Source organism: Alcanivorax sp. (genome assembly GCF_017794965.1).
Classification (GTDB): domain Bacteria; phylum Pseudomonadota; class Gammaproteobacteria; order Pseudomonadales; family Alcanivoracaceae; genus Alcanivorax.
The window spans coordinates 645,589-670,862 of sequence record NZ_CP051240.1 but is presented as its reverse complement, the minus strand read 5'-3'; the positions used below and the strand labels follow the sequence as shown (position 1 = coordinate 670,862).

Annotated in this window: 19 protein-coding genes, 1 tRNA gene and 1 pseudogene; 16 read left to right on the top strand and 5 right to left on the bottom strand. The window is 54.3% G+C overall.

The features are described 5' to 3' along the window. Nucleotides 1–114: 114 nt before the first annotated feature. Entirely contained in the window at nucleotides 115–729 is a 615-nt protein-coding gene (gene plsY, locus HF945_RS02940) for a glycerol-3-phosphate 1-O-acyltransferase PlsY (protein ID WP_290524267.1), read from the top strand. 162 nt (nucleotides 730–891) lie between these two features. Here the strand turns inward: plsY and tsaD are convergent, their stop codons facing one another. Next, the gene (gene tsaD, locus HF945_RS02935; RefSeq protein WP_290525381.1) at nucleotides 892–1,917 is read right to left on the bottom strand and encodes a tRNA (adenosine(37)-N6)-threonylcarbamoyltransferase complex transferase subunit TsaD; all 1,026 of its coding nucleotides are present in this window, start codon (nucleotides 1,915–1,917) and stop codon (nucleotides 892–894) included. Between the two features lie 176 nt (nucleotides 1,918–2,093). Here tsaD and rpsU point away from each other — a divergent pair, with 176 nt between their 5' ends. The 11 genes from rpsU (at nucleotide 2,094) to HF945_RS02880 (ending at nucleotide 17,174) form a co-directional block, all read left to right on the top strand. Beyond that, nucleotides 2,094–2,309, top strand: a complete 216-nt coding sequence (rpsU, locus tag HF945_RS02930) for a 30S ribosomal protein S21 (RefSeq protein WP_007148705.1) — start codon at nucleotides 2,094–2,096, stop codon at nucleotides 2,307–2,309. Nucleotides 2,310–2,332: 23 nt separating this feature from the next. Further along, nucleotides 2,333–2,782, top strand: a complete 450-nt coding sequence (locus HF945_RS02925) for a GatB/YqeY domain-containing protein (RefSeq protein WP_290524266.1) — start codon at nucleotides 2,333–2,335, stop codon at nucleotides 2,780–2,782. 121 nt (nucleotides 2,783–2,903) lie between these two features. Next, entirely contained in the window at nucleotides 2,904–4,835 is a 1,932-nt protein-coding gene (dnaG, locus tag HF945_RS02920; protein WP_290524265.1) for a DNA primase, read from the top strand. Nucleotides 4,836–5,037: 202 nt separating this feature from the next. After that, nucleotides 5,038–6,921: an RNA polymerase sigma factor RpoD gene (rpoD, locus tag HF945_RS02915; RefSeq protein ID WP_290524264.1), complete on the top strand. Its 1,884-nt coding sequence runs from the start codon at nucleotides 5,038–5,040 to the stop codon at nucleotides 6,919–6,921. A gap of 176 nt (nucleotides 6,922–7,097) precedes the next feature. Then, nucleotides 7,098–7,174, top strand: a tRNA-Ile gene (locus HF945_RS02910). Nucleotides 7,175–7,400: 226 nt separating this feature from the next. After that, nucleotides 7,401–7,628: a helix-turn-helix transcriptional regulator gene (locus tag HF945_RS02905; RefSeq protein WP_290524263.1), complete on the top strand. Its 228-nt coding sequence runs from the start codon at nucleotides 7,401–7,403 to the stop codon at nucleotides 7,626–7,628. 16 nt (nucleotides 7,629–7,644) lie between these two features. Then, the gene (locus tag HF945_RS02900; protein ID WP_290524262.1) at nucleotides 7,645–10,452 is read left to right on the top strand and encodes a DEAD/DEAH box helicase family protein; all 2,808 of its coding nucleotides are present in this window, start codon (nucleotides 7,645–7,647) and stop codon (nucleotides 10,450–10,452) included. Then, nucleotides 10,449–12,053: a restriction endonuclease subunit S gene (locus tag HF945_RS02895; protein WP_290524261.1), complete on the top strand. Its 1,605-nt coding sequence runs from the start codon at nucleotides 10,449–10,451 to the stop codon at nucleotides 12,051–12,053. Before HF945_RS02900 ends, HF945_RS02895 begins: the two co-directional genes overlap by 4 nt. A gap of 64 nt (nucleotides 12,054–12,117) precedes the next feature. After that, nucleotides 12,118–13,125, top strand: a complete 1,008-nt coding sequence (locus HF945_RS02890; protein ID WP_290524260.1) for an ATP-binding protein — start codon at nucleotides 12,118–12,120, stop codon at nucleotides 13,123–13,125. 15 nt (nucleotides 13,126–13,140) lie between these two features. Beyond that, nucleotides 13,141–15,642 (top strand): S8 family peptidase, encoded by a 2,502-nt coding sequence (locus tag HF945_RS02885; RefSeq protein WP_290524259.1) that lies wholly within the window; start codon nucleotides 13,141–13,143, stop codon nucleotides 15,640–15,642. Nucleotides 15,643–15,686: 44 nt separating this feature from the next. Then, complete coding sequence (locus HF945_RS02880) at nucleotides 15,687–17,174, top strand: class I SAM-dependent DNA methyltransferase (protein WP_290524258.1); 1,488 nt, start codon at nucleotides 15,687–15,689, stop codon at nucleotides 17,172–17,174. A gap of 54 nt (nucleotides 17,175–17,228) precedes the next feature. On the opposite strand, the gene HF945_RS02875 is transcribed toward HF945_RS02880, so the two are convergent. The 4 genes and pseudogenes from HF945_RS02875 to HF945_RS02860 all read right to left on the bottom strand — a co-directional run bounded on the left by HF945_RS02875 (nucleotide 17,229) and on the right by HF945_RS02860 (nucleotide 21,251). Beyond that, nucleotides 17,229–18,530 carry a TniQ family protein gene (locus HF945_RS02875; RefSeq protein ID WP_290524257.1) on the bottom strand — a complete coding sequence of 434 codons (1,302 nt, stop codon included), beginning with the start codon at nucleotides 18,528–18,530 and terminating at the stop codon, nucleotides 17,229–17,231. Beyond that, a pseudogene (locus tag HF945_RS02870) lies at nucleotides 18,523–19,443 on the bottom strand (hypothetical protein); the annotation flags it as partial. The pseudogene HF945_RS02870 and the gene HF945_RS02875, both read right to left, overlap by 8 nt. 30 nt (nucleotides 19,444–19,473) lie before the next feature. Continuing rightward, a protein-coding gene (locus tag HF945_RS02865; protein WP_290524256.1) for an IS3 family transposase occupies nucleotides 19,474–20,621 on the bottom strand; the annotation gives its coding sequence in 2 pieces (ribosomal slippage) (nucleotides 19,474–20,384 and nucleotides 20,384–20,621; 1,149 coding nt in all). Nucleotides 20,622–20,915: 294 nt separating this feature from the next. Next, nucleotides 20,916–21,251 carry a hypothetical protein gene (locus HF945_RS02860; protein WP_026949879.1) on the bottom strand — a complete coding sequence of 112 codons (336 nt, stop codon included), beginning with the start codon at nucleotides 21,249–21,251 and terminating at the stop codon, nucleotides 20,916–20,918. A gap of 92 nt (nucleotides 21,252–21,343) precedes the next feature. On the opposite strand from HF945_RS02860, the gene HF945_RS02855 reads away from it, so the two are divergent. The 4 genes from HF945_RS02855 (at nucleotide 21,344) to phnE (ending at nucleotide 25,268) form a co-directional block, all read left to right on the top strand. Beyond that, a protein-coding gene (locus HF945_RS02855; protein WP_155132457.1) for an IS3 family transposase occupies nucleotides 21,344–22,479 on the top strand; the annotation gives its coding sequence in 2 pieces (ribosomal slippage) (nucleotides 21,344–21,614 and nucleotides 21,614–22,479; 1,137 coding nt in all). A gap of 269 nt (nucleotides 22,480–22,748) precedes the next feature. Further along, nucleotides 22,749–23,567, top strand: a complete 819-nt coding sequence (phnC, locus tag HF945_RS02850; RefSeq protein WP_020833797.1) for a phosphonate ABC transporter ATP-binding protein — start codon at nucleotides 22,749–22,751, stop codon at nucleotides 23,565–23,567. A gap of 5 nt (nucleotides 23,568–23,572) precedes the next feature. Beyond that, nucleotides 23,573–24,427: a phosphate/phosphite/phosphonate ABC transporter substrate-binding protein gene (gene phnD, locus HF945_RS02845; RefSeq protein ID WP_230457867.1), complete on the top strand. Its 855-nt coding sequence runs from the start codon at nucleotides 23,573–23,575 to the stop codon at nucleotides 24,425–24,427. Nucleotides 24,428–24,437: 10 nt separating this feature from the next. Beyond that, a complete protein-coding gene (phnE, locus tag HF945_RS02840; protein ID WP_026949875.1) occupies nucleotides 24,438–25,268 on the top strand; it encodes a phosphonate ABC transporter, permease protein PhnE in 831 nt (276 codons plus the stop codon). The last annotated feature ends 6 nt before the right edge of the window (nucleotides 25,269–25,274 follow it).

Below are 25,274 nucleotides of genomic sequence, written 5' to 3'. Positions count from 1 at the left end.
ATCCCATTGGTAGTAATCAGATGTTACGCTTGCAACGCGGGCAACGCTGTCGCCCTGTGTACAATAAGGCCGACCTCGGGGCCGCCCCAGCGATATGAAGGGAGATTATAGCCGGTGGAAGCAGGGACATTACAGGACGTGTGGGTCTGGCTGTTGCCTTTGTGCGTGGCCGGCTATCTGATGGGCTCCATTTCCAGCGCCATTCTGGTGTGCCGACTGTTCGGTTATCCCGATCCGCGCACCCAGGGCTCCAACAACCCCGGTGCCACCAATGTGCTGCGTATCGGCGGCAAACCCGCTGCCGCCCTGACTCTGCTGGGTGACGTGCTGAAGGGCGTCATCCCGGTACTGATTGCCAACGCCCTGAACCTGGGGCCGCTGATTGCTGCCCTGGCCGGCACCAGTGCCTTCCTCGGCCATCTCTACCCGATATTCTTCCGCTTTGAAGGCGGCAAGGGCGTGGCCACTGCCTTTGGCCTGCTGTTTGCGCTGCACTGGCCCAGCGGCCTGGTCGCTGGGGGCACCTGGCTGGCGGTCTTCGCCCTCAACCGGATTTCCTCCATCGCCTCCCTGAGCGCCTTCGTGGTCGCCCCGGCCTGCATCTTCGCCTGGCTCAACCCGGCCTTCTGGCCGATTCTGGTGATGTCCATCGCCATGATCCTCCGCCACCGCAGCAACCTGCAAAAAATCCTGCGCGGGGAAGAGTTGGGGTTCAAGAAGAAGAACTGAGCGCAGTTTAAAGTTGAAAGTTCAAAGTTGAAAAGCGCGTCAAGGCGCCTCGGGTTTGGGCAGGCCGTGCCCACGACATTACCGTTAATTGCGGGCAGAGTATGGCAAAGCAGGACAGCCTGATCCGCGTTTAAACTTTGAACTTTAAACTTTCAACTGGGTTTACAGCGCCGCCAGCTCCGTCAACGGCCACCTTGCCCTTACCTTGATGGGCAACTCCGCAGACTCCCCCGCCTGCAGCCGCAGCGCTCCGGCAAAGGCGATCATCGCGCCGTTGTCGGTGCAATATTGCGGTGCCGGGTAGAACAGTTCTACCCCGCGCTTTTTCATCTGCTCCCCCAACCGGGCCCGCAGGGAACGGTTGGCGCTCACGCCGCCGGCCATGACCAGCTGCTTGTAGCCGGTCTGCTCCATGGCGCGACGGCATTTGATGATCAGGGTATCCACGGCGGCATCTTCGAAGGCCAGGGCAATATCGGCGCGGTCCTGCTCGGAAAGCGCGTCCTTGCCGCCCAGATCGTTGATGGTATTCAGGGTAAAGGTTTTCAGGCCGGAAAAGCTCATGTCCAGCCCGGGCCGGTCGGTCATGGGACGCGGAAACCGGAAGCGCCCGGGCGTGCCCTTTTCGGCCAGCTTGGCAATGCGCGGGCCTCCGGGATACCCCAGCCCCATCATTTTGGCGGCCTTGTCGAAAGCTTCGCCCGCTGCATCGTCCACGGATTCGCCCAGAATCGCGTAATCCCCCAGGCTGCTGGCATCCAGCAGCAGGGTATGGCCACCACTGACCAACAAGGCCACAAAGGGGAACTGCGGCGCATGGTCTTCCAGCAGAGGCGCCAGCAGGTGCCCTTCCATGTGATGGACCTCCACCGCAGGAATACCCCAGCCAAAAGCAAGAGAACGGGCGACCCCGGCCCCCACCAACAAGGCCCCCGCCAGGCCGGGGCCTGCGGTGTAAGCCACGCCATCCAGCTGCTCCGCGGCGGTATCCGCCTCCGCCAACACCTGTTTGATCAGTGGCAACACCCGCTGCACATGGTCGCGGCTGGCCAGCTCTGGCACCACCCCGCCGAACTGGGCGTGCATATCCACCTGGCTGAACAGGGCCTGTCCCAGCAGCCCCTGCTCGGTGTCATAGATGGCGACGCCGGTCTCGTCACAGCTTGATTCGATACCCAATACACGCATGATGGTGCTACTCTCCGGCCGCTGGCCTGCCTGTGGAACGTGGCCCGCCATAATACTCCCCGACCGGCTGATTTGCATTTCCCGGCGACTTAGGTAAAATCGCGCCCTCGCTGCAAATGGGACACCTGAGCCCGCAGCGAATCCATAAACTCAAATTTCTAGGAAGGTGATTCTTCATGCCTCAGGTGAAGGTGAAAGAAGGCGAACCGTTTGACGTGGCCCTGCGCCGGTTCAAGCGTGGCTGTGAAAAAGCGGGCATCCTGTCTGAAGTGCGTCGTCGCGAACAGTACGAGAAGCCCACTCAAGAGCGTAAGCGTAAGCGTGCCGCAGCCGTCAAGCGTCACCTGAAAAAACTGCAGCGTGAGCAGCTCGCACGCAAGCGCCTTTACTAAGCACTGCTGAGTAGAGACGTCTGATGAGTGCGCTCAAGGAGCAGCTCACTGCAGCCATGAAAGACGCCATGCGTGCAAAAGAAAAAGCACGTCTTGGCGTTTTTCGTATGGCGCTGGCAGCGATCAAGCAGATTGAAGTAGACGAACGCATCGAACCCAATGACGAGCGTGTACTGGCCCTGCTCGACAAGCTGATCAAGCAGCGCAAGGACTCTGCGACCCAATACCGTGAAGCCGATCGCGCCGACCTGGCCGAAGTGGAAGAAGCGGAAATCGCCGTGCTCCAGGAATTTCTCCCCGAACCGCTCACCGATGCTGAAATCGACGCTCTGATCGATGAGGCCATCTCCAGCACCGGCGCATCCGGTATGCAGGACATGGGCAAGGTCATGGGTATTCTCAAGCCGAAATTCCAGGGCCGTGCCGACATGGGCGCCGCCAGCGGCAAAGTTCGCGCCAAGCTGAACAGCTAAGCCGCCAACACCCGACATCCTGACTTCCCGGTTTCGCTGTTAACTATTCACTGTTAACTATTAACTGCCTTTCCGCTCCTGTTTCTGTTTAGATAGCCGGCCTTCTGGCAAAATCATTCCCATGGCGCGCATACCGGATAATTTCATTCAGGACCTGTTGGCTCGCACCGATCTGGTGGAGTTGATCGATTCCCGCGTGCCCCTGAAAAAGACCGGTCGCAACTACAGCGCCTGCTGCCCCTTCCATCAGGAAAAGACGCCCTCTTTCACCGTGGCCCCGGACAAGCAGTTCTACTATTGCTTTGGTTGTGGCGCCAAGGGCAACGCCGTGGGCTTCCTGATGGACTACGAGCACATGAGCTTCCCGGAGGCCGTCAAACAGCTGGCCAGCCGGGCCGGCATGGAAGTGCCGGAGAGTCGTCCGGAAACCGCCGCCGACCGTCAACGCAAGGATCGACTGCAATCACTCTATGACCTGCTCAGCCGGGCGGAACATTTCTATGCCCAGCAGTTGCGCCAGGCACCGGAAAAGCAGAAGGCGGTGAACTACCTGAAAGGCCGCGGGCTGAGTGGTGAAATCGCCAAACGTTTTGCCCTGGGCTTTGCTCCGCCCGGTTTTGACAACCTGATCAGCGGCCTTTCACTCACCGAAGCCGGCCTGGAACAGGCGCTTACCGCCGGCTTGCTGGTGCGCCGGGAGGACACGGGCCGGGTTTACGACAAGTTCCGCGACCGGATCATCTTCCCCATCCGCGATACCCGTGGCCGCACCATCGGCTTTGGGGGCCGCCTGCTGGGCGACGGCAAGCCCAAATACCTGAACAGCCCGGAAACCCCGGTTTTCCACAAGGGCGAAGAGCTCTACGGGTTGTGGGAGTGGCGCCAGAGCCGCGACCGCAGCGAACGCCTCTATGTGGTGGAAGGCTACATGGACGTGATCGCCCTGCATCAGTACGGCGTCCCCAACGTGGTCGCCACCCTGGGCACCGCCACCACCGAGGACCATGCCCGCAAGCTCTTCCGCCAGGTGGATGAAGTGATTCTCTGTTTCGATGGTGACAAGGCCGGGGTGCGCGCCGCCTGGCGGGCACTGGAATCCCTGCTACCGGCTTTGGATGACGGCAAACAGGTGCGTTTCCTGTTCCTGCCTGACGGTGAGGATCCCGACACCCTGGTACGCACCCAGGGCCCGGAAGCCCTGCGCGCCATGACTGACAAGGCCGACGCCCTGTCCACCTACCTGTTTCGGCACCTGTCCGAAGGCCTGGATCTGAACACCGTGGATGGCCGCGCCCGCCTGGCCCGCCTTGCCCTGCCCTATCTGGACAAGCCCGCCGGCCCGGTTTATCGCGCCCTGCTCACCGAAGAGCTGGCCCAACTGACACGACTGGACAAGGAATCGCTGATCCAGCTGAAACCGGCCAAACCGGAGCCCGCAAAGCCACAACCGGCACCGCAGAATGCCCCGCAGCGCCCCGCCATGGATGACGGTTATGTCGGCGATGACCAACCGCCACCGCCGGACTGGGCGGATATGCCGCCGCAGGGTGATGACGATTTCTACCCCGGTGACGACTTTCCCGGCAGTCTGGATAGCCCCCCCACCCCTCGTCAGGACAGCGGCCGCCGCAAGGGGCCACTGACCATGGCCGAACGGCTGGTGCTGGTACTGCTGGACTACCCTGCCCTGGTGGACACACACCCCCTGCCGGAAGGGGTGGAGCAGCTCCCGGTGCCGCATATTGATCTGCTGATCCAGGTGGCCGGGCTGTGCCAGAAACACCAACACCCGGCCTCGCTGCTGGGCGCCCTGATGGCGCTGGAGCAGGGAGAAACCCTGTCCCGACTGCTCAAGGCCAGCCTCAAGCCGCCCATGGAAGAAACCATGGCCACACGACTGTGGCAGGACGCCCTCTCGCAACTGGAAGTGGCCCGCCTGGAAGCGGCATTGATGGAAGTGGAGCAGGCAGGCATCCCCGACGCAGCCCACTGGCAGGAGCTGCACAAGGCCCTGGCCGAAGCCCGCCAGCACGCCCGCAAGCCTTTCGACTAGCGGCCCCGGAATAACGACAGCCCCTCCGCGACGCCACTGAGAGCGCCGCCGCAGCGCAACCCTTTGATTTTCAATCAACTGTTAACTGTTCACTGTTAACTGTTCACTGCCCCAAACCCTTGCAATCACTGGCCGTAGCCCCCATCTGCGAGTATAATACGCCGTTTCCCCACGGCATCATCACGACGACGGGCTTTATTGCATGACGACTCAAAAGCAGCAGCAACAATCACAGCTGAAGCTGTTGATCGCCCTCGGCAAGGAACAGGGCTACCTGACTTACGCCGAAGTGAACGACCACCTGCCTGACTCCATCACCGACACTGATCAGGTAGAAGACATCATTCAGATGATCAACGACATGGGCATCACCGTGGTCGAAAAGGCCTCCGATGCCGATCAGTTGATGATCGATGAAAGCGCCGACAGCACCGATGAAGTGGCCGCCGAAGAAGCGGCTGCCGTGCTGGCCTCTGTTGAGAACGAGCCCGGCCGCACCACCGACCCGGTGCGCATGTACATGCGCGAAATGGGTACCGTGGAACTGCTGACCCGTGAAGGCGAAATCGAAATCGCCAAGCGTATCGAAGAAGGCACCCGTGAAGTGATGCATGCCCTGGCCTTCTGGCCTGGCGCTGTCGACATGCTGATCGACGAATACGCCCGCGTGGAAAACGAAGAACGCAAACTCACCGATATCATCGCCGGTTATCTGGATCCCAATGACGATGGGGCTGCGGCCACCAACGCCAACAAGGAACCCACCTTCGCGGAGAAAGCCAAGAAGGAAGAGAAGAACGAAGACGCTGACGACAAGGACAAAGACGACAGCGACGACGATGATGATGACGAAGATGAAGGCGGCCTGGATCCGGTACTGGCCGCCGAGCGTTTCGACACGCTGAAAAAACTCCATGAAAAAGCCGAGCGTTCCCTCAAGCGTAATGGTCGCGACCACGCCAGCAGCGCCAAGGCGCTGGAAGCCCTGGCCGAGCACTTCACCCTGTTCAAACTGGTACCGCGCATTTATGACGAAATGCTGGTGGGCGCTCGCAACAACCTGGACCTGGTGCGCAAGTTCGAGCGTCAGATCATGTCCGCGGCCATCCGTCGTGGCGGCATGGACCGCAAGGATTTCATCAAGCAGTTCCCCGGCAACGAAACCGACATGGAGTGGGTGGACACCCAGCTGAAGACCAAGAAAGGCAAAACCATTGCCGACAAGCTTGGCGCAGTGAAGGAAGACATCCAGCGCTCCCAGCGCAAGATCTCCACCATCGAAGACATCATTGGTCTGCCGGTGGCGGACATCAAGGAAATCAACCGTCGTATTTCCATCGGTGAAGCCAAGGCACGCCGTGCCAAGAAAGAAATGGTGGAAGCCAACCTGCGTCTGGTGATCTCCATCGCCAAGAAGTACACCAACCGCGGCCTGCAGTTCCTCGACCTGATCCAGGAAGGCAACATCGGCCTGATGAAAGCCGTGGACAAGTTTGAATACCGTCGTGGTTACAAGTTCTCCACCTACGCTACCTGGTGGATCCGTCAGGCCATTACCCGCTCCATTGCGGATCAGGCACGCACCATTCGTATTCCGGTACACATGATCGAGACCATCAACAAGATCAACCGGGTACAGCGCCAGATGCTGCAGGAAATGGGCCGTGAGCCGACCCCGGAAGAGCTGGGCGTGCGCCTGGAAATGCCGGAAGACAAGGTCCGCAAGGTATTGAAGATCGCCAAAGAGCCGATCTCCATGGAAACCCCCATCGGTGACGATGAAGATTCCAGCCTGGGCGACTTTATCGAAGACGGCAACATGGAATCCCCGGTGGACTCCGCCACCTCGCTGGGCCTGGAAGAAGCCACCCGCGAAGTCCTGGCCAACCTCACCGCCCGTGAAGCCAAGGTACTGCGCATGCGTTTCGGTATCGACATGAACACTGACCACACCCTCGAGGAAGTGGGCAAGCAGTTCGACGTGACCCGTGAGCGTATCCGTCAGATCGAAGCCAAGGCCCTGCGCAAGCTGCGTCATCCGAGCCGCAGCGAACACCTGCGCAGCTTCCTGGACGGCGATCTGTAAATATTACGCCGGACGCTGGATGCCGGATGCAAGACGCAACCCGGGCTGCTGCGCAGCCCGGGTTGATAATAAAAAAGGATCGACCTTTCCCTGCTTCGAATACACGTTATAATCCTTGCCCGCGCATCAGCGTGGCAGCGTCAGGCGTCGAGCATCCGGCGTCAGGCAACTCTTTCGGGCCTATAGCTCAGTTGGTTAGAGCAGTCGACTCATAATCGATTGGTCCCAGGTTCAAGTCCTGGTGGGCCCACCAATTTCTTTCCCACGCACAATTAGCTGTTCTTGTAACCATAGTTTGGCCGTTTTGGACAAACTATGGTGATAATGTTGGCATAGTTTGTCCGCCCTCATTCACATCCGCACAAACCACAACCCTCACCTTCCATAATTTAAGCCAAAATGACAATTTGTCACTCCATTTGTCATTTCATGGTACTCTCGGGCTTTATCCCTAAAACAAAAGTACCAGAGGCACAGCCATGATCCGCTGCCATCTCGCCCGCATGATGGGCGAGCACAAAATGCGTATTGCCGACGTTGCCAGAGAAACGGGGTTAAGCCGGGCCACGGTAACCCTGCTTTATAAAGAGACCGCCCAGAAAGTGGATCTGGAAGCCATTGATAAATTGTGTGAATTATTCGACTGCGGTATTGGTGAGCTGCTAGAGCGTACGAATCAGACAACAAAGCTCAACGCCAATCAGTAAATGGGGGAAGTGAATCATGGTCAATCAGAACCCTGAACAAAAGGCCCGTGACCAGATAGATGCTCTGCTTGCGAAAGCTGGATGGGTCGTACAGGACAAAAAGGAAATCGATTTCTCTGCTTCCATGGGTGTGGCCGTCCGCGAATACCAAACCGATGTTGGCCCTGCTGATTACGTGCTGTTTGTAGACAAGCAGGCAGCGGGCGTAATTGAAGCCAAACCCGAAGCCTGGGGTGAGAAGATCACAACGGTTGAAGATCAGTCTCAAGGGTATGCCAATGCTACATTGAAATGGGTAAACAATAGCCAGCCTTTGCGCTTCGTGTATGAAAGCACAGGAGTCATTACCCGCTTTACTGATGGTTTAGATCCACACCCTCGTTCCCGCGAACTGTTTAACTTTCATCGCCCGGAAACGCTTGCTAAGTGGCTTAAAGAGCCCAAAAGTCTGCGGGGGCGTTTGCAGGATTTCCAACCATTGATCAAAGAAGGTCTGCGTAAATGCCAGATTAAAGCTATCACTAAACTGGAAGAATCCTTTAAGGAAGACAAACCCCGCGCCTTGGTACAGATGGCCACAGGCTCCGGAAAAACGTTTACCGCGATTACAGCCAGTTATCGCCTATTACGCGAGCCCGTGAGCGCCAATCGCATTCTCTTCCTGGTGGATACCAAGAATCTAGGTGAGCAGGCAGAGCAAGAGTTCATGAGCTTCGTGCCAAATGACGACAACCGTAAATTCACCGAACTTTACACGGTACAGCGGCTGAAGAATCAATACATCGCCAAAGATGCCCAAGTCTGTATTAGCACTATCCAACGCATGTATTCCATTTTAAAAGACGAGCCGTTGGACGAATCACTCGAAGAACAGAATCCGGCAGAGCAATTCACAAAGCCCAAAGAGCCGCTGCCGGTCGTGTACAACGAAAAGATCCCGCCCGAGTTTTTCGATGTGATCATCATTGATGAATGTCACCGTTCAATTTACAACTTGTGGAGGCAGGTGCTGGAATACTTTGATGCCTATCTGGTTGGTCTGACCGCCACGCCCGACAATCGCACCTATGGTTTCTTCCGCAAAAATGTTGTTAGTGAATACGACCATGAAAAAGCCGTGGCCGACGGTGTTAACGTCGGTAACGAGATCTTTGTCATCGAAACGGAAAAGACCAAGCAAGGCGGCAAGATCGAAGCCAAACAGCAGATAGAACGACGCGAGCGCACAACTCGCCGAAAACGCTGGGAGCAACAAGATCAGAACGAAGCCTACACGGCCAAACAGCTTGATCGCGACATTGTTAACCCTGACCAAATCCGTACCGTCATTAAAACCTTCAGGGACGCACTGCCGACCATTTTCCCTGGTCGTAAAGAGGCACCCAAGACCCTGATCTTTGCCAAAACTGACAGCCACGCCGATGACATCATTCAAACCGTGCGTGAGGAGTTTGGCGAAAGCAACCAGTTTTGCAAAAAGGTTACCTACCGTGTTGCCAATGACAAAACCGATGCCGAAGGTAACGTCATTCAAAAAGGTGAGGACCCGAAATCCGTGCTCGCCCAGTTCCGCAATGATTACTACCCACGTATAGCGGTCACCGTCGATATGATAGCCACGGGCACCGATGTAAAGGCGCTGGAATGCCTACTATTTATGCGCGATGTCAAAAGCAAAAACTACTTTGAACAAATGAAGGGGCGCGGTACCCGCACACTGGATAAAGACAGCCTGCAAAAGGTCACACCATCGGCGCAAAGCGCCAAAACCCATTACGTCATAGTTGATGCGATTGGTGTGACCAAATCGGTTAAGACCGCCAGCCAACCGCTGATCACCAAACCCAGCGTGCCGCTGAAAGATCTGGCCATGGGTGTGATGATGGGGGCCAGTGACAGCGATACGGTTTCTTCACTTGCCGGGCGCCTGGCACGACTAGACAAACAACTGGATGACAAAGAACGAGCCCGCATTGCGGAAAAAGCCGGTGGCACGCCACTCCTGATGATTGTGGGTGAACTCTTCAACGCCATCGACGGCGACCGCGTAGAGCAAAAAGCAGTGGAAATTGCTGGGCAACCTGTGGGAACCAACCCCGGTGACGATGCCCGCAATAAGGCCCAACAACAACTGGTCAGTCAGGTAGCCAATGTGTTTAACGGGGAATTGATCGAACTGATTGATTCCATCCGCCGCGATAAAGAACAAATCATCGTTCATGATGACCTGGACGAACTGATAAAAGCGGAATGGGATGGTGAAACCACCGAAAACGCAAAGGTGCTTACGCAGGAGTTTGCGGACTACTTGAAAGAACAAGCAGATGAAGTAGATGCGCTTGCCATCTACTTCAACACACCTGCACGCCGTAGCGAAGTAACCTACCCGCAAATCAAAGCCCTGTTGGAAAAGCTCAAGCAGGATCGCCCCAAGCTAGCACCGTTACGTATCTGGCAGGCTTACGCTCACCTCGATAATTACACGGGCGAGAATCCACTGACTGAGCTTACCGCCTTGGTGGCGCTGGTTCGCCGAGTGTGCGGCATCGATAGCGCAATTACGCCCTTTGGTAGCACCGTAAGAAAGAATTTTCAGGATTGGATCATGAAGTACCACTCAGGTAATTCCGAAAAATTTAATGAACAACAAATGCAATGGCTGCAAGCCATTCGCGATCATATCGCCAGCTCCTTTCACTTTGAACGCGATGATCTGGATATGACGCCCTTCGATGCCAAAGGCGGATTAATGGGCATGTACCAGCAGTTTAGTGACAAGATGGACTGGGTGATTGAGGAATTGAATCGGGAGTTGGTGGCGTGATCAAAGAACAATTACCAGACTCATGGAAAGTCACCCCGCTCAGCGAGATCGCGGCCATAAACCCTACAATAGACAAAAGGAATATTGAGGATGAAACTCTCGTTTCCTTTGTTCCTATGCCAGCAGTGGAAGCAGAATCTGGTCGTATAGATATCTCGATTTGTAGACACTTCAAAGAAGTCAAAAAGGGATATACAGGATTTTTAGAAAGAGACGTGATTTTCGCGAAAATCACACCCTGCATGGAAAATGGAAAAGTAGCAGTAATTCCGAAGCTAAAAAATGATTTAGGTTTCGGCTCTACCGAATTTCATGTCATCAGAGCTCCTGTAGGAGTCTCGCCAGAGCTTTTATATTACTACGTATCTTCAAAGTGGTTTCGTGTTGAGGCTGAGCACAATATGACAGGTGCTGTAGGACAGCGCCGCGTGCCGACTTCATTTTTAGAGGCAACACATTTTCCACTACCTCCAACCAACGAACAAAAACGCATCGTCGCCAAAATCGAAGAGCTATTATCCGAACTGGACAACGGCATTGCCGCGTTAAAAACAGCACGTGAACAACTCAATGTCTACCGCCAGGCCGTGCTCAAACACGCCTTTGAAGGCAAGCTCACTGCAAAGTGGCGTGAAGAGAATGCCGCTAAGCTGGAATCCCCCGAACAACTCCTCGCCCGCATTCAGCAAGAACGCGAAACCTGCTACCAGCAACAACTGGAAGACTGGAAAGCGGCTGTGAAGGCGTGGGAAGCGAATGGTAAAGAAGGGAAAAAGCCGGGGAAGCCAAGAGCACTAGGCCAAACCGAAAATCCTACTAAAGAAGAGTTAGAACTCTTCCCAGAACGTCCAAACACATGGCAATGGGTAAAACTTGGACAACTCACGTGGTCAGTAAAAGACGGTCCTCACTATAGCCCGAAGTATTGTGATTCCGGAATACCATTCATTACTGGCGGAAACGTTAGACCTTCAGGAATAGACTTTGAAAACGTCAAATATATTTCTGAAGATCTTCATGAAGAATTATCAAAACGATGTAAACCTGCTATCGGCGATATTCTTTACACGAAAGGCGGAACTACTGGCATTGCTCGCGTTAATACTTATGATATTGAATTTAACGTATGGGTGCATGTTGCCGTATTAAAGGTTACAGAGTCAGTAAATCCTTTTTATTTGCAGCATGCGCTCAATTCACCAGATTGCTACGTTCAATCACAGAAATACACTCATGGCGTTGGTAACCAAGACCTTGGTCTTACTCGGATGGTAAATATTATCCTTCCTATTTGCAGTTTAGAAGAACAAAAAGCAATCGTTAACAAAGTTGATGTTATTAATTCTGAACTGGATTCGGTTGAAGATTGCATATCTAAGGAGCTAAAAAGAGCCAAAACCCTACGCCAATCCATCCTGAAAAAAGCCTTCTCCGGTCAGTTAGTTCCTCAAGATCCCAGCGACGAGCCTGCCAGTGAATTGCTGGAGCGTATACAAGCCGAAAAGGCGGCGGAGAAAGCCGCTCAGAAGGCTTCGGTCAAACCCAAGGCTGCTGCAAAGTCAGGCACCAAACGGGGCCGAAAGCCCAAGGTGGCCTCCTGATGTTTTTGATCGTGATCGGCAACCCGAAAAGGTACAATAACCTCATATTGAGGAGGACCCCATAATGGCCAGTGCAGACCAATTAAAGGCGCTGCTCCAGTCTCATCTGGAGGGCGACGAAAACCGTTTTTATTCTGTCGCCATGCAGGTGGCAGCCCATGAGGCCAAGCGTGGCCACGGCAAGCTGGCCGAGGAGTTGCGGGCGCTGGTGGATCAGGCCAAATCCCGCCGGGCGGCCGTGACGGGGAATAGTCCAGATAGCAAGGCGGTGCCCATCAGCAAGCCAAGGGGTGAACTAGCTAACTTGCTGAGTGTAAGTTACCCCAAATCTCGCCTGGGGGATATGGTGCTCAATAACGAACTTGCCATGCAGTTGGAGCGGATTATCCGCGAGCAGCGCCATGCGGCTGAGATCCTGTCCCACGGATTATCCCCACGGCGCAAACTGCTGTTAGTCGGCCCGCCCGGTACGGGCAAAACCATGACAGCTTCGGTGTTGGCGGGTGAACTGGGCCTGCCGTTGTTTCAGGTGCGTCTCGACGGGCTGATCACCAAGTTTATGGGTGAGACCGCCGCCAAACTGCGGCAGATCTTCGAGTCTACCCTCCATGCTCGCGGCGTGTATTTCTTTGATGAGTTCGATGCCATCGGCTCGCAACGGGGTTTGGCAAATGATGTGGGCGAGGTGCGTCGTATTCTTAACAGCTTTTTGCAGATGATTGAGCAAGATGACTCGCATAGCCTGATCATTGGAGCCACCAACCACCCGGATATTCTGGATAACGCCCTGTTCCGCCGCTTTGATGATCTGCTGCATTACGAGTTGCCGGATGAAGCACACATTGCCAGTGTGCTGAAATCGCGCCTATCCCGCCTGGCAGTTAAAAATACCTCTTGGAAACGTTTGGCCGATAAAGCACTTGGCTTGAGCTATGCAGAGCTCACTCGTGCCGCTGATGAAGTGTTGAAAACAGCGCTAATTGAGCGCGCAGAAAAAATATCCGAACAAGATATTTCGCAAGCGCTGGAAGAACGCCGCAGGCTTTCCAACCGATTGAATAAAAGCAGTTAACGATAAGGATATCGCATGGCGGAAAGGGAGCCGAATAACCACCCGCATTTTATTTTTCAAAATAGCGCACATACCGAAAGCTTTACATCGCCTTCAAAAGGCGGTGGTGGTAAGCAGATACCTGATAGAGACCGGGCAGCCCATGGCAGTGCCCTTCAGAGTAAGCTACAGCAACTGACGCCGGTGTTAGCCGAAGCGGCGGATCAACAGCGAGAAGCTGGGATTGACGAAGGATTCGGTCTGCAAATTGAGTTTGAAAGCTTCCCGGATGTTGAGCTGGCTTTTGAATCCCTTGCCCGCGAACGATCAGGTATCGAACTTCGCAATGTCCGCCACGACGGCCATAAGACATTTGCTACGGTCTTTGTGCCTGATGGCAAGCTAGAGTTCTTCGAGAAACTCATTACTTCCTATTTGGATGACAGCAAGGACAAAAAGAGTGGCCCTGCACATAGCAAGTTACTGAATGCTATTTCGGATATTCGTGCGGCCACATTGCAAGCCCTGTGGACTGATTCACCCGAGGCTATGCCAACGGCAGACGAAGAACACCTCTGGTGGGAGGTGTGGCTGCCGACGCGAGGCGATCGCCAAGGTGTTGTAAATCAGTTCCGGAAAACGGCAACTGGCCTGAACTTCCGCATTGCGCCTGGCGAGCTCTTTTTCCCAGAACGCTCTGTACTGCTGGTATATGGCTCGGTCGGTCAAATGAAGCGCTCGATGATGGCGTTAAACAGCATCGCAGAATTGCGTCGAGCTAAAGAAACAGCAGAATTTTTTGATTCTTTAAATCCAGAAGAACAGCCACAGTGGATTAATGAGTTAAACGACCGCTTAACCTTGCCCGCTGACGGTGCTGAGGTGCCCTATGTATGCCTGCTTGATACTGGGGTAAACAATGGCCACCCGTTATTGCAACAAGCAATCACTAATGCGGATAAACACAGTGTTGAACCTGCCTGGGGGTTAGATGATGGCGAGGGGCATGGTACAGAGATGGCAGGCCTTGCCCTGCTGGGCAATCTGACCGACGCGCTCTCAACTCAGATGCCAGTATCGGTTTCTCATCGCTTGGAATCGGTTAAGTTGTTGCCAGAAGATGGAGCCAATGGCGGTGACGCCATTCTGCATGGCTACCTGACCTCAGAGGCGGTTGATCGGCCAGCGGTTACTGCGCCACACCGCAAACGGGTTTTCAGTATGGCGATTACCGCCAGAGACAATCGCGACCGGGGGCGGCCTTCTGCCTGGTCCGCAACCATCGATCGGCTTGCCTATGATGCAGACGCACAAGGCGAGACGTCAAAATTATTTGTGATATCTGCCGGTAACATTAAAGATCCTAATGCCTGGATGGAATACCCGCACAGCAATGGCTCCGACGGCATTCATGATCCGGCGCAGGCATGGAATGCTTTGACTGTGGGTGCCATGACCAACCAGGCAAGAATCACAGAGGCAGATGCGAATCACTACTCTCCTATAGCGGAAGTTGGCGGATTAAGCCCTTTTAGTACTACATCGCAAACATGGCAAGCACATTGGCCATTAAAGCCCGATGTGGTGTTCGAAGGTGGCAATGTGGCAAAGGACGGTTTAGGTGCCGCCTGGATGCCAAGCCTAAGTCTGCTGACAACCCATGCAAATCCAGCTGAACGCCTGCTGACCACGAGCAATGCCACCAGTGCCGCTTCAGCCCTTTGCGCACGAATGGCGGCCCAGTTAATGGCCAGATACTCTAACCTTTGGCCAGAAAGCATTCGCGGACTGATCGTGCATTCCGCGCAGTGGACTGACGCGATGAAGCGTATGTTTCTACCCGCAAGAGGGGCTCCAACCAAGGCTCAAACAATCGAATTGGTGAGACACTGTGGATTCGGGGAGCCAAACCTCGATAGAGCCCTATGGAGCGCCGACAACTCGTTGACCATGATTTGCGAGGAATTTCTACATCCATTCAAACGCGAACGGGGCAAAGAACCGCAGCTACGAGATATGAACCTGCACCAATTACCATGGCCATTGGCAGAGCTTGAGGCGTTAGGTGAGGCGCAGGTAGAAATGCGGGTAACCTTGTCTTACTTTATCGAGCCCAACCCTTCTGCCCGTGGCGTGACCTCGCGCTATCGGTATGAGTCCCACGGCCTTCGTTTTGATGTAAAACGCCCGCTGGAAAGTGAGGCTGACTTCCGCGCCCGAATCAATGCCGCTGCCAGAGACGATGAAGAGCGTGTGAATAGAAACGACAATGACCCTAGCTGGGTAATTGGCAAGAAGAACCGGCATAAAGGTTCGCTGCATTCAGATATTTGGAAAGGCAGTGCGGCAGAGCTAGCGAGTCGAGGTGCCATTGCAGTTTACCCCTCGCTGGGTTGGTGGAAAACAAGACCTGTACTTGAACGATATGATCAACGGATCAGGTACTCTCTGGTCGTATCAATTAATGCGCCAGATATTGACGTGGATTTATACACACCGATTGCGAACCAGATTGGCATACCGGTTGGTATCGAATAAAAGATTTAAGTGGCGTTGATGCCACTAATAAGAGAGCAAGAAAGATGAATACATCAACCATTATCTCCAGAGTCTGGAGCTTCTGCACTACCCTTCGCGACGATGGCGTGGGCTATGGCGACTATCTTGAACAGCTGACGTATCTGATCTTTCTGAAGATGGCTGATGAATACGCCAAGCCACCTTATTCCCGTGATGTGGGTATTCCTGCAAAGTACAACTGGCAGGCGCTGACCAGTAAGAAAGGCGCGGAGCTAGAGGTGCTTTATGTGGAGTTGTTGCGTGAGCTGGGCAAGCAGAAAGGCATGCTTGGCCAAATTTTCACCAAAGCGCAGAACAAGATTCAAGACCCAGCCAAGTTGTACCGCCTGATCGATATGATCGACAGCACCCAGTGGATAATGATGGGTACAGATGTCAAAGGTGATATCTATGAAGGGTTACTGGAAAAGAACGCTGAAGATACCAAGTCTGGTGCGGGCCAGTATTTCACACCGAGAGCATTGATTCGCGCCATGGTAGAGTGCGTTCGGCCAGAACCTGGCAAAACCATTGCCGACCCTTCATGCGGCACAGGTGGATTTTTTCTGGCAGCCTACGACTTTCTAACCAATTCAGAAAACTATTCTCTCGACAAAGAGCAAAAGCAATTCCTGAAGCACAGCACCTTCCATGGCAATGAAATCGTCGCCAATACCCGCCGCCTGTGTTTAATGAATATGTTTTTACACAACATCGGGGAAATTGATGGCGATAGTCTGGTATCCCCTAATGACGCGCTAATCGCGGCCAGCCCCGTTAGCGTAGACTATGTGCTCGCCAATCCACCGTTTGGCAAAAAAAGTTCTATGAGCTTTACCAACGAAGAGGGTGAGCAAGAGACTGATGAGCTCACTTATAACCGCCAGGACTTTTGGGCCACAACCTCCAACAAACAGCTCAATTTCGTTCAGCATATTCGTAGCATGTTAAAGACCACTGGCAAAGCCGCTGTTGTCGTGCCGGATAACGTACTGTTTGAGGGCGGTGCAGGTGAAACGATTCGCAAGAAACTGTTAGAGAATACAACCCTGCATACCATTCTGCGCTTACCAACTGGCATATTTTACGCACAGGGGGTTAAGGCAAACGTGTTATTTTTCGATAATCAGCCTGCCAGCCCCAAGGCATGGACAAAAGAGGTTTGGTTTTACGATTACCGAACCAACATCCATCACACCCTAAAGAAAAAGCCAATGCGGTTTGAGAATCTGGCTGACTTTATAGAGTGCTATAACCCTGCAAGTCCGAGCAAGCGCAAAGAGACCTGGCACCCGGAAAAGAACCCCGAAGGACGCTGGCGGAAATATAAGGTTGACGAATTGCTCGCACGCGACAAAACCAGCCTGGATCTATTCTGGCTAAAAGACAAAAGCCTGACTGATCTGGATAACTTGCCTGAGCCTGATGATCTCGCAGAAGAGATCATTGAAAACCTGGAAGCTGGGTTAAACAGCTTCCGGGAAGTTCTGAGCGGCCTGTCTTTGAAATAAACTCTGGGCTAATCCGTGTATTTTGAGGGGCATTCCGCTCCTCAATATCTACAGCTATGTATAGAGAACCGAATAGACCTCCCCAATCGCGCCCTTGAGCAGGAACTTCGGCAGCCCCGTTTCCTCCCTGAGGTATAGGTAGGCCTGCTTCCTGGATTTTGGATACCCCGAGTAGGATGAATCCGTGAAATACTGCAAGGCGGAATTCAGCGCCTTTTCTCGAGTCCTTTGTCGCTGGGCCGCAATCATCGATTGGTGGCGTTTGACCAATGCACTGACTGCAGTGGGGTAGCGGTACTCAAGGTACCCAACCGAGACGTTAAGCTCAGCCGCCACTTCCTTCATCGGCTTCGGCCTGACACTGGGATCCAGGTATCCACGGATTTTGGACTGAATCGCATCGTGGTTTCGCTTCTGCCTGGACTTTCGTTCGCAGAATCCCGCCGGTAACTCACACAGCCATTTCTGGCTCAGCACCTGGGTTGAATTGATCGCATTGCCTGATATCAGGGTATAGAGATCAATCCCCAGCCCATAGCAAAGCCGCCTTGCCGTACTGAAGCTGACGGGCTTCTGTTTATGGTACAGGCTGATCCATTCATCTCTTGGGAATGCCTGATATAGCTCCAGCTCCTTACCGTTCCCCCAATAGTGGTCAAACAAGTCCCGTAGAGAACGCCAAATCCCGCCTATCAAATCATCTGAAACAGGGTACTGCGCCATATCTACGAACAACTGATGAACATCTGCACCTTTCATTTCCCAGCTACGAGCAATTTCAGGCGCGGGTTTGTCCGGGTTTCGGGTGCCGAGGTGGCTGCCGCATTGCTGACAGAATCCAATCCCCCTTTTCCTTATGTAGCCAGTCTGCTTACAACTGCAGAATGCGCATTGGGATATCAGCTCGGTGCGATGACTCGGGCAGTGAGTAATAGCTGACAGATGCCAGATCAGCTTGAAGAAGGGCTGCTGCCCCAGGGCCTGCCACTCACTCATGCACTCAGGGCACCACCGGAAGCCTGGAGCAACCTCATTGGGGGACCTACCAATATCGCTGGTCATGAATAGGAGTCGAGACTGGGATAATTCCAGCCCAGTCAGCTTCTCCAGAGCGCCCTGAATTGCTGCGCTGGAGCGATTATTTCTCACCATCTCAGCGGTTTTTAGAAAAGCGGGAACAGGCTGTGTTTCAGTATCAGGATGCGTAAGCGCTGACGTTTGTTTGTTGATGTGCCGCAGCAGTTCGCCAACGAATATTCCATGCTCATACGCCACCCGGTACACATAGGAAGCCAGAGATTCAACATCACAGGTTCCAGCACCCTCTAGCTCGATTGGAAATAACATATCAGCCATCTCCCCCTGTCCGATTGCCCGGTGCGTAACGCTTGGGCTTACGTTGAAATGGTTTTCCCGTTTTCTTTGGTGGCATCACCTTCATTGCTCGGTCACGGGATGACTGCGAGTGTGCATCTGCTGGCTCGAACAACTTTTCACCCTGGTAGATCTCCTCGGAGATAGCAGCTAAATCAGCTTTGGAGAACATGACCTCCTTAAGCAAGGCAGGTGACAATTGCTTCCCCGTTGCATGAGAACGCGCAACAGCACGGCCAAGCCAATTGCGGAGGAGGCCGATACAACCAAGGGAACCGTGATATAGCATCTCAGCGGAATGAGTCAGCACCTGCTCTGAGGAAATGTCCGCAATGATCTGGTCGTAGGTGGCCAGGATTTTTCCAAACTCCGCCAGATCATGATCCGTTGCATAGTATCGAGGGAGGTGGACCTGGGATTTCCTGCCGATCATATGCGGTGAATGACCTATTACCTGGAGGATGGGATAGGCTCCCACCACAACCAGCACAAGCCCGCAGGTTTTCGCCATGCATTTCCATGAGTCCATTACCGCGTAGCCGCCCTGAGAATCCTTGCTTACATAACGGACGTGTTGGGCCTCATCCACAAACAAGAATCGGGTCTTTCTCAGGCGAAAGGCATTCTCCAGTGCAAAACGGAGCGTGGGCTCATTGGTCCTTTCAGCCTTGGTATTCGCGGGCCCATCATTGAATTCCTCCCCTATGCTGCCATAAATGGGGTGCCTGACTGCCTGATGCAACTTTAGTGTGAATGCTTTGGTAGAAAACCGTCCATGAGGACCGGTGTTTTCCGCATCGACGATAACAGCGGGAAGAATCCCGTCCCGCTCAAAGTCGATCTCGCCGCACAACAAACCAACCAGTTCAGTAATCAGCTTCGTTTTCCCTGCTCTGGAAGGCCCAGTTGAATCGCCACCAGTTCTCTAGACACGCCTCAGCCGTTCTTGGTGACGCTTTTCATACTCTACTGGTGATAACTGCTCATTAGAACTATGGCGTCTCCGGTTGTTATAGAACATCTCGATATAATCAAAAATATCTGCTCGGGCGGCGTCCCGGCTTCTGTAAATTTTTCGCTTTATCCTCTCTCGCTTCAACAGCTGGAAGAAGCTCTCAGCAACAGCATTGTCGTGGCAGTTACCGCGCCGACTCATGCTCCCCTCCAGGTCATGCGCCTTCAGAAACGACTCCCAGTCGTGGCTGGTGTATTGGCTGCCTTGGTCGGAGTGCACAATCACCTTGCCCTCAGGCTTGCGACGCCAGACAGCCATCAAAAGCGCATCCAGCGCCAGCTCCTTGGTTATCCTGGATTGCATTGACCAACCGATCACCCGTCTTGAGAACAGATCCAGAACAACCGCCAGATACAACCAGCCTTCATGTGTGCGGATATAGGTAATATCCGTTACCCAGCTCTCGTTTGGTGCTTGCGGATTGAACTGCCGCTGCAGGACATTCGGTGTCACCTTGTGTAGCTCCCCAGCCCTATGGCGTGGCTTACGATAACCAACCTGCGCTCGTATTCCCGCGTGGCGCATCAGGCGGTGGACTCGATTGGGCCCGCATCGCTCGCCATACTCGCGTAGATCAGTATGGATCTTCCGGTAGCCATACACCGCTCCGGATTCCAGCCAGAACTGCTTGATCAGCCCGGACAGGCGCTCGTCCTCAATTGCACGAGCTGAACGAGGCTGTTTCTGCCAGGCATAAAAGCCACTGGGGTGAACGTCCAACAGGGAACACAGTGAGCGGATTGGCCACCGCTCGCTGTGATCCTGAATGAAGGCGTACCTCAATCGGACTGACTTGCGAAGTACGCCGCGGCTTTTTTTAGGATGTCTCGCTCTTCGGTAACGCGCTTGAGCTCTTTCTGGAGTCGGCGGATCTCGGATTGGTCATCTGCATTGGCCTGATGCTGCTCGGAATCCGGGCCAAACTTCCTGATCCAGGCGTACAGACTGTGGGTGGTGACGCCAAGTCGATCAGCCACCTGGGCCACACTGTGACCACGATCCGTCACCTGACGAACCGCCTCAATCTTGAATTCTTCGGGATAGCGCTTGCTGCTCATAGATACCTCTCTGGTTGCCATTTTGGATGGCTGAAAGGTGTCTAGCAAACTGGTGGCGATTCAGAGATCACGGTACGCGACGTCGCGCTTTCCGAATCTGGCAAGCTCTCCCTCTACATCGCACTCCTCACAAGCTATAGGGTGAGGAGCTTCTAAATGGAAATGGAGATCGTGCTCTTCTACCTTGGTCCCCTGAATTTGGTATTTCGGAAGATGGAGAATATTCGCGGGCTCGCAGGCCACATAGCCTCCTTACTTTGTCCAGATTTTCGAAGTGTCAGAGAGCGTGCCTGCCTATTCTACAGAGCTAAGAACTGTAGCCGGATAAGTTAACAACAAAATGGCTAGCGTCCCCATTGCTGTTGCCATGGCCGCGATCAAAAAGATCTGTGAGAGACCGGCCAGCGTGAGAACATAGCTCCCAAGCACTGCGCCAAGACCAATCGCGCCATTGAAGATTGCCACATAGATTGCAGAGGCCGGCAGCGCGTCAGCGCCCGCTTCCTTGAGAATCCAAGTTTGGAATCCCACCAGAACAGCGGCAATTGCACCACCCCAAAGGATCAGCAATAGCGTCGTGCCCAGCAGCCCGAGCCCGCCTGCCAATGCGGATAGCAGCCACAACGCCACTGAAGCGAGACATAGTGCGACCAGGAGTGAGGTGGTCCCCGAAATCAGGACCAGGCGTTAAGCTCTGATCATGACGATTGGAGACGATAATCATGAGCAGGAAACGCAAGCAGTACAGCAGTGACTTCAAGGCCAAGGTGGCTCTCGCAGCCCTCAAGGGCGATCAGACAACGTCGGAGATCGCCGCCCGCTTCGAGATCCACCCCACCATGGTCAGCCAGTGGAAGCGTGAACTCCTGGACAACGCCACGGGCGTCTTCGAAGGCAAGGATGGTAAAGCCGCCCAGAAGAGCCAGGAGGAGATCGACACGCTTTACCGCGAGATCGGCAAGCTGACGGTGGAACGCGATTTTTTGTCGCGCAGGCTCGATCGTTGAGCCGGGCTCAGCGCTTGGCCTTGATCGAGCCGCCATCCTCCGACAATCCCAGCCTGCGCCGGCAGTGCCAATTGCTCGGTATCAGTCGCTCATCGCTATACTACCAGCGCCGTGAGTTACTCGCCGAGGACCTGATGCTAATGAGGCTGATCGACGAGGAGCATCTGCGGACGCCGGTCTACGGCTCCCGGCGGATGACGACCCATCTCAACCGCTTGGGGCACACGGTGAACCGCAAGCGGATCCGTCGCCTGATGCGGCAGATGGGGCTGCACGCGGTGTACCCGAAGCCGCGCACCAGCCAGTCTGGCGTGGGGCATCGGGTCTATCCTTACCTGCTCAGGGATCGCGTCATCGATCGTCCCAACCAAGTCTGGGCCACTGATGTGACGTATATCCCAATGGCGCGAGGGTTCATGTACCTGGTGGCCATCATGGACTGGCACAGTCGCCGTGTGCTGGCCTGGCGGGTATCGAACACCCTGGATACGGACTTCTGCATTGACGCACTGGAGGAGGCCCTGGAGCGCTATGGGCCGCCGAGCATCTTCAATAGCGATCAGGGCTGCCAATTCACCAGCCAGGCGTTCACCGAGGTACTGAAGGCCCATGGCGTCCGGATCAGCATGGATGGAAAAGGCTGCTACCGGGACAACATCTTCGTCGAACGGCTCTGGCGTAGCGTGAAGTACGAGTGCGTCTATCTGAAGGCCTTCGAAGATGGTGCCCACCTACGCCGGGAGCTGAGGAAGTACTTCACTTGGTACAACCGTCAGCGGCCCCATCAAGGGCTGGACGATGCGACACCCGATGAGGTGTACTTCGCTCAACCACTGACCCAGGCGGCCTGACGCCTGATGATGGTCCGGTCAGAGCTTAAATCGTCTGTCAGGTGGTCCAACGGATGGGGTCCACTTCACGTTCCACTTTGGCTGAGCTCCATGTATTTCACAGAGCCCTTCGGAAAATCCTTGCGAACCAAAAGCACTTCATCAACCTGTCACGTCAGTGACACGACGGTGTCATCCCTCAGCTTTACCGTTCAATTGTAACTCGCAATACGGCGAGCTTATTTATTGCAAAAGGTGATCCTGTGGCCCCAACTCAATCAACCAATGTGATGCTTCGAGTCGAGAGTATGGGCGTAACCTACCCGGGAAACGTCCTCGCGCTCAAACCCACCAACGTTCACTTTCACAAGGGCGAATTCACCGTGCTACTGGGACTTTCAGGCGCGGGTAAATCCACTCTGCTTCGTTCACTGAATCACCTGGTTAAGCCCACAACCGGGAAGGTTGTGTCTGGCGAGTTTGGTGAACTGACCAACCGTAGAATCCTGCGACAGCACCGCAGCCGCACCGCCATGGTGTTCCAGCATCACCAGCTGATCGAACGATACACCGCGTTACAGAATGTGCTGACAGGCAGACTTGCGTATCACGGTACTTGGCGAAGCCTGCTTCCCCTGCCCCGGCAGGACCTGGAGTTGGCTCTGCAATGCCTCGACCGCGTAGGTCTGGCTGACAAAGCGCTTTCCCGAGTAGATCAGTTGTCCGGCGGCCAGCAGCAGCGGGTTGGAATCGCCAGAGCATTGGTGCAGCAACCATCCATGATTCTTGCCGATGAGCCCGTTGCCAGCCTGGATCCGGCCACTTCTGAAAAGGTACTCGGCCTACTGCGCGATATTTGTCAGGAAGATGGAATCACCGCGGTTATTTCCTTGCACCAATTGGAATACGCCCAGCGTTTTGCAGACCGGATCATCGGCCTTTCGAACGCTCATATCGTTTTTGACGATGCTCCTGAAAACCTGAAATCGAAACACCTGGACGAGATTTACCACCGTTCACCCAGCGTGGTAGCTGCGGAAGGCAAACCAGCCATCCATAAACCTAAGACCACCCCGATAACGACAGACGTACTGGAGATAGCACAATGAAGACAATGATTCACTCTTTGCTGGCTCTGATAATGATGCTCGGCATCCATTGGCCAGCCCATGCCGCAGATACAGACCCTGATCTTTTGAAAGTTGCCTTGCTGCCGGATGAGAACGCGTCAGAACTGATCAAGCGAAACCAACCTTTGAAGGATTACCTGGAAACCACTCTTGGTAAGGAAGTAGAACTGATTGTTACCACCGATTACTCCTCCATGATCGAAGCCATGCGTTTTGGCCGAATTGACCTGGCTTACTTTGGTCCGTTGTCCTATGTGATGGCCAAGAGTAAGAGTGACATTGAACCCTTTGCCGCCATGGTGGTAGACGGGAAGCCGACTTATCGCTCCATCATTATTGCCAATGCGGACTCTGGCGTTGGCTCCTTCGCGGATATCAAAGGCAAGAAAATGGCCTACGGTGACCGCGCATCCACTTCCAGCCACCTGATCCCCAAGACCGTACTCCTTGAGAAGGCAGAGCTCGAAGCCGGAAAGGACTATGAGGCTCATTTCGTCGGTAGCCATGACGCTGTTGCGGTTAACGTCGCCAATGGCAATGCCGACGCCGGAGGGTTGTCCGAAGTTATCTTCGAGCATGTGATGGACCGCGGCTTGATTGATCGGAGCAAGGTCAAGGTGCTGGGCTACAGCGGTGACTTTCCTCAATACCCCTGGGCCCTGCGTTCGAACCTGGCCCCTGAGCTGAAGAGCAACATTCAGAAAGCCTTTCTGCAGATCGATGACCCGGAGATTCTCGACAACCTGAAGGCTGAGGGATTCGCGGCAATTACCGACGAAGATTACGATGTCATCCGCGCTATGGGTGGCCTGCTCAATCTTGATTTCGCAAAAATGTGAGGAGTGCCCCATGAGCTATACAACGACGGAACCGGCGACTCTGTCGCCGGCCCCGTCGGCCTCCGTGCTGGATGAGCACGCGAAAGGCTGGCGGAAAAAACTCGGACAGTCGCTGTTAGTGCTGCTCATCATTTTTGTCGCAAGTTGGTACGTAGGGCTGCTCAATTTCAATACACTTGCCAATGGCGTGCCAGCCATAGGCACACTCATTGGCGAATCTCTTCCACCTGACTTCACCAATGTGGCCAGCTGGGTGTCGCCGTTAATCGACACGCTTGCGATGAGTATTGCCGGTACTGCCATTGCAGTAACCTTGTCTGTGCCACTGGCATTCCTGGCTGCGCGCAACACCTCTCCACATCCGGTGGTGCTCCAAGTAACTCGAACCCTTTTAAACGGTTTGCGTTCAGTCCCGGAACTAATCATGGGCATCATCTTCGTGGCTGCTGTTGGTTTTGGGGCGTTGCCTGGCGTACTGGCGCTCGGTCTTCACTCCATTGGCATGGTTGGAAAGTTTTTTGCCGAAGCGATTGAGCATGTAGATGAGGCGCCAGTGGAAGCGGCCGATGCTGCCGGCGCTACTCGCTTGCAGGTGCTCTATCACGCCGTGCTGCCACAAGTACTTCCTCAGTTCGCGGACGTGTCCATTTATCGCTGGGAATACAATTTCCGTGCCTCGACCGTAATGGGCATGGTGGGTGCCGGTGGTATTGGCTTCGAATTGATGGGCTCGCTGAGAATCATGCAGTATCAGGAAGTCAGCGCCATTCTCATTGTCATCTTGTTGATGGTCACCGTCGTGGACAGTCTCAGTGGCCGCCTTCGTAAGAAATTCAAATAAGGAGCG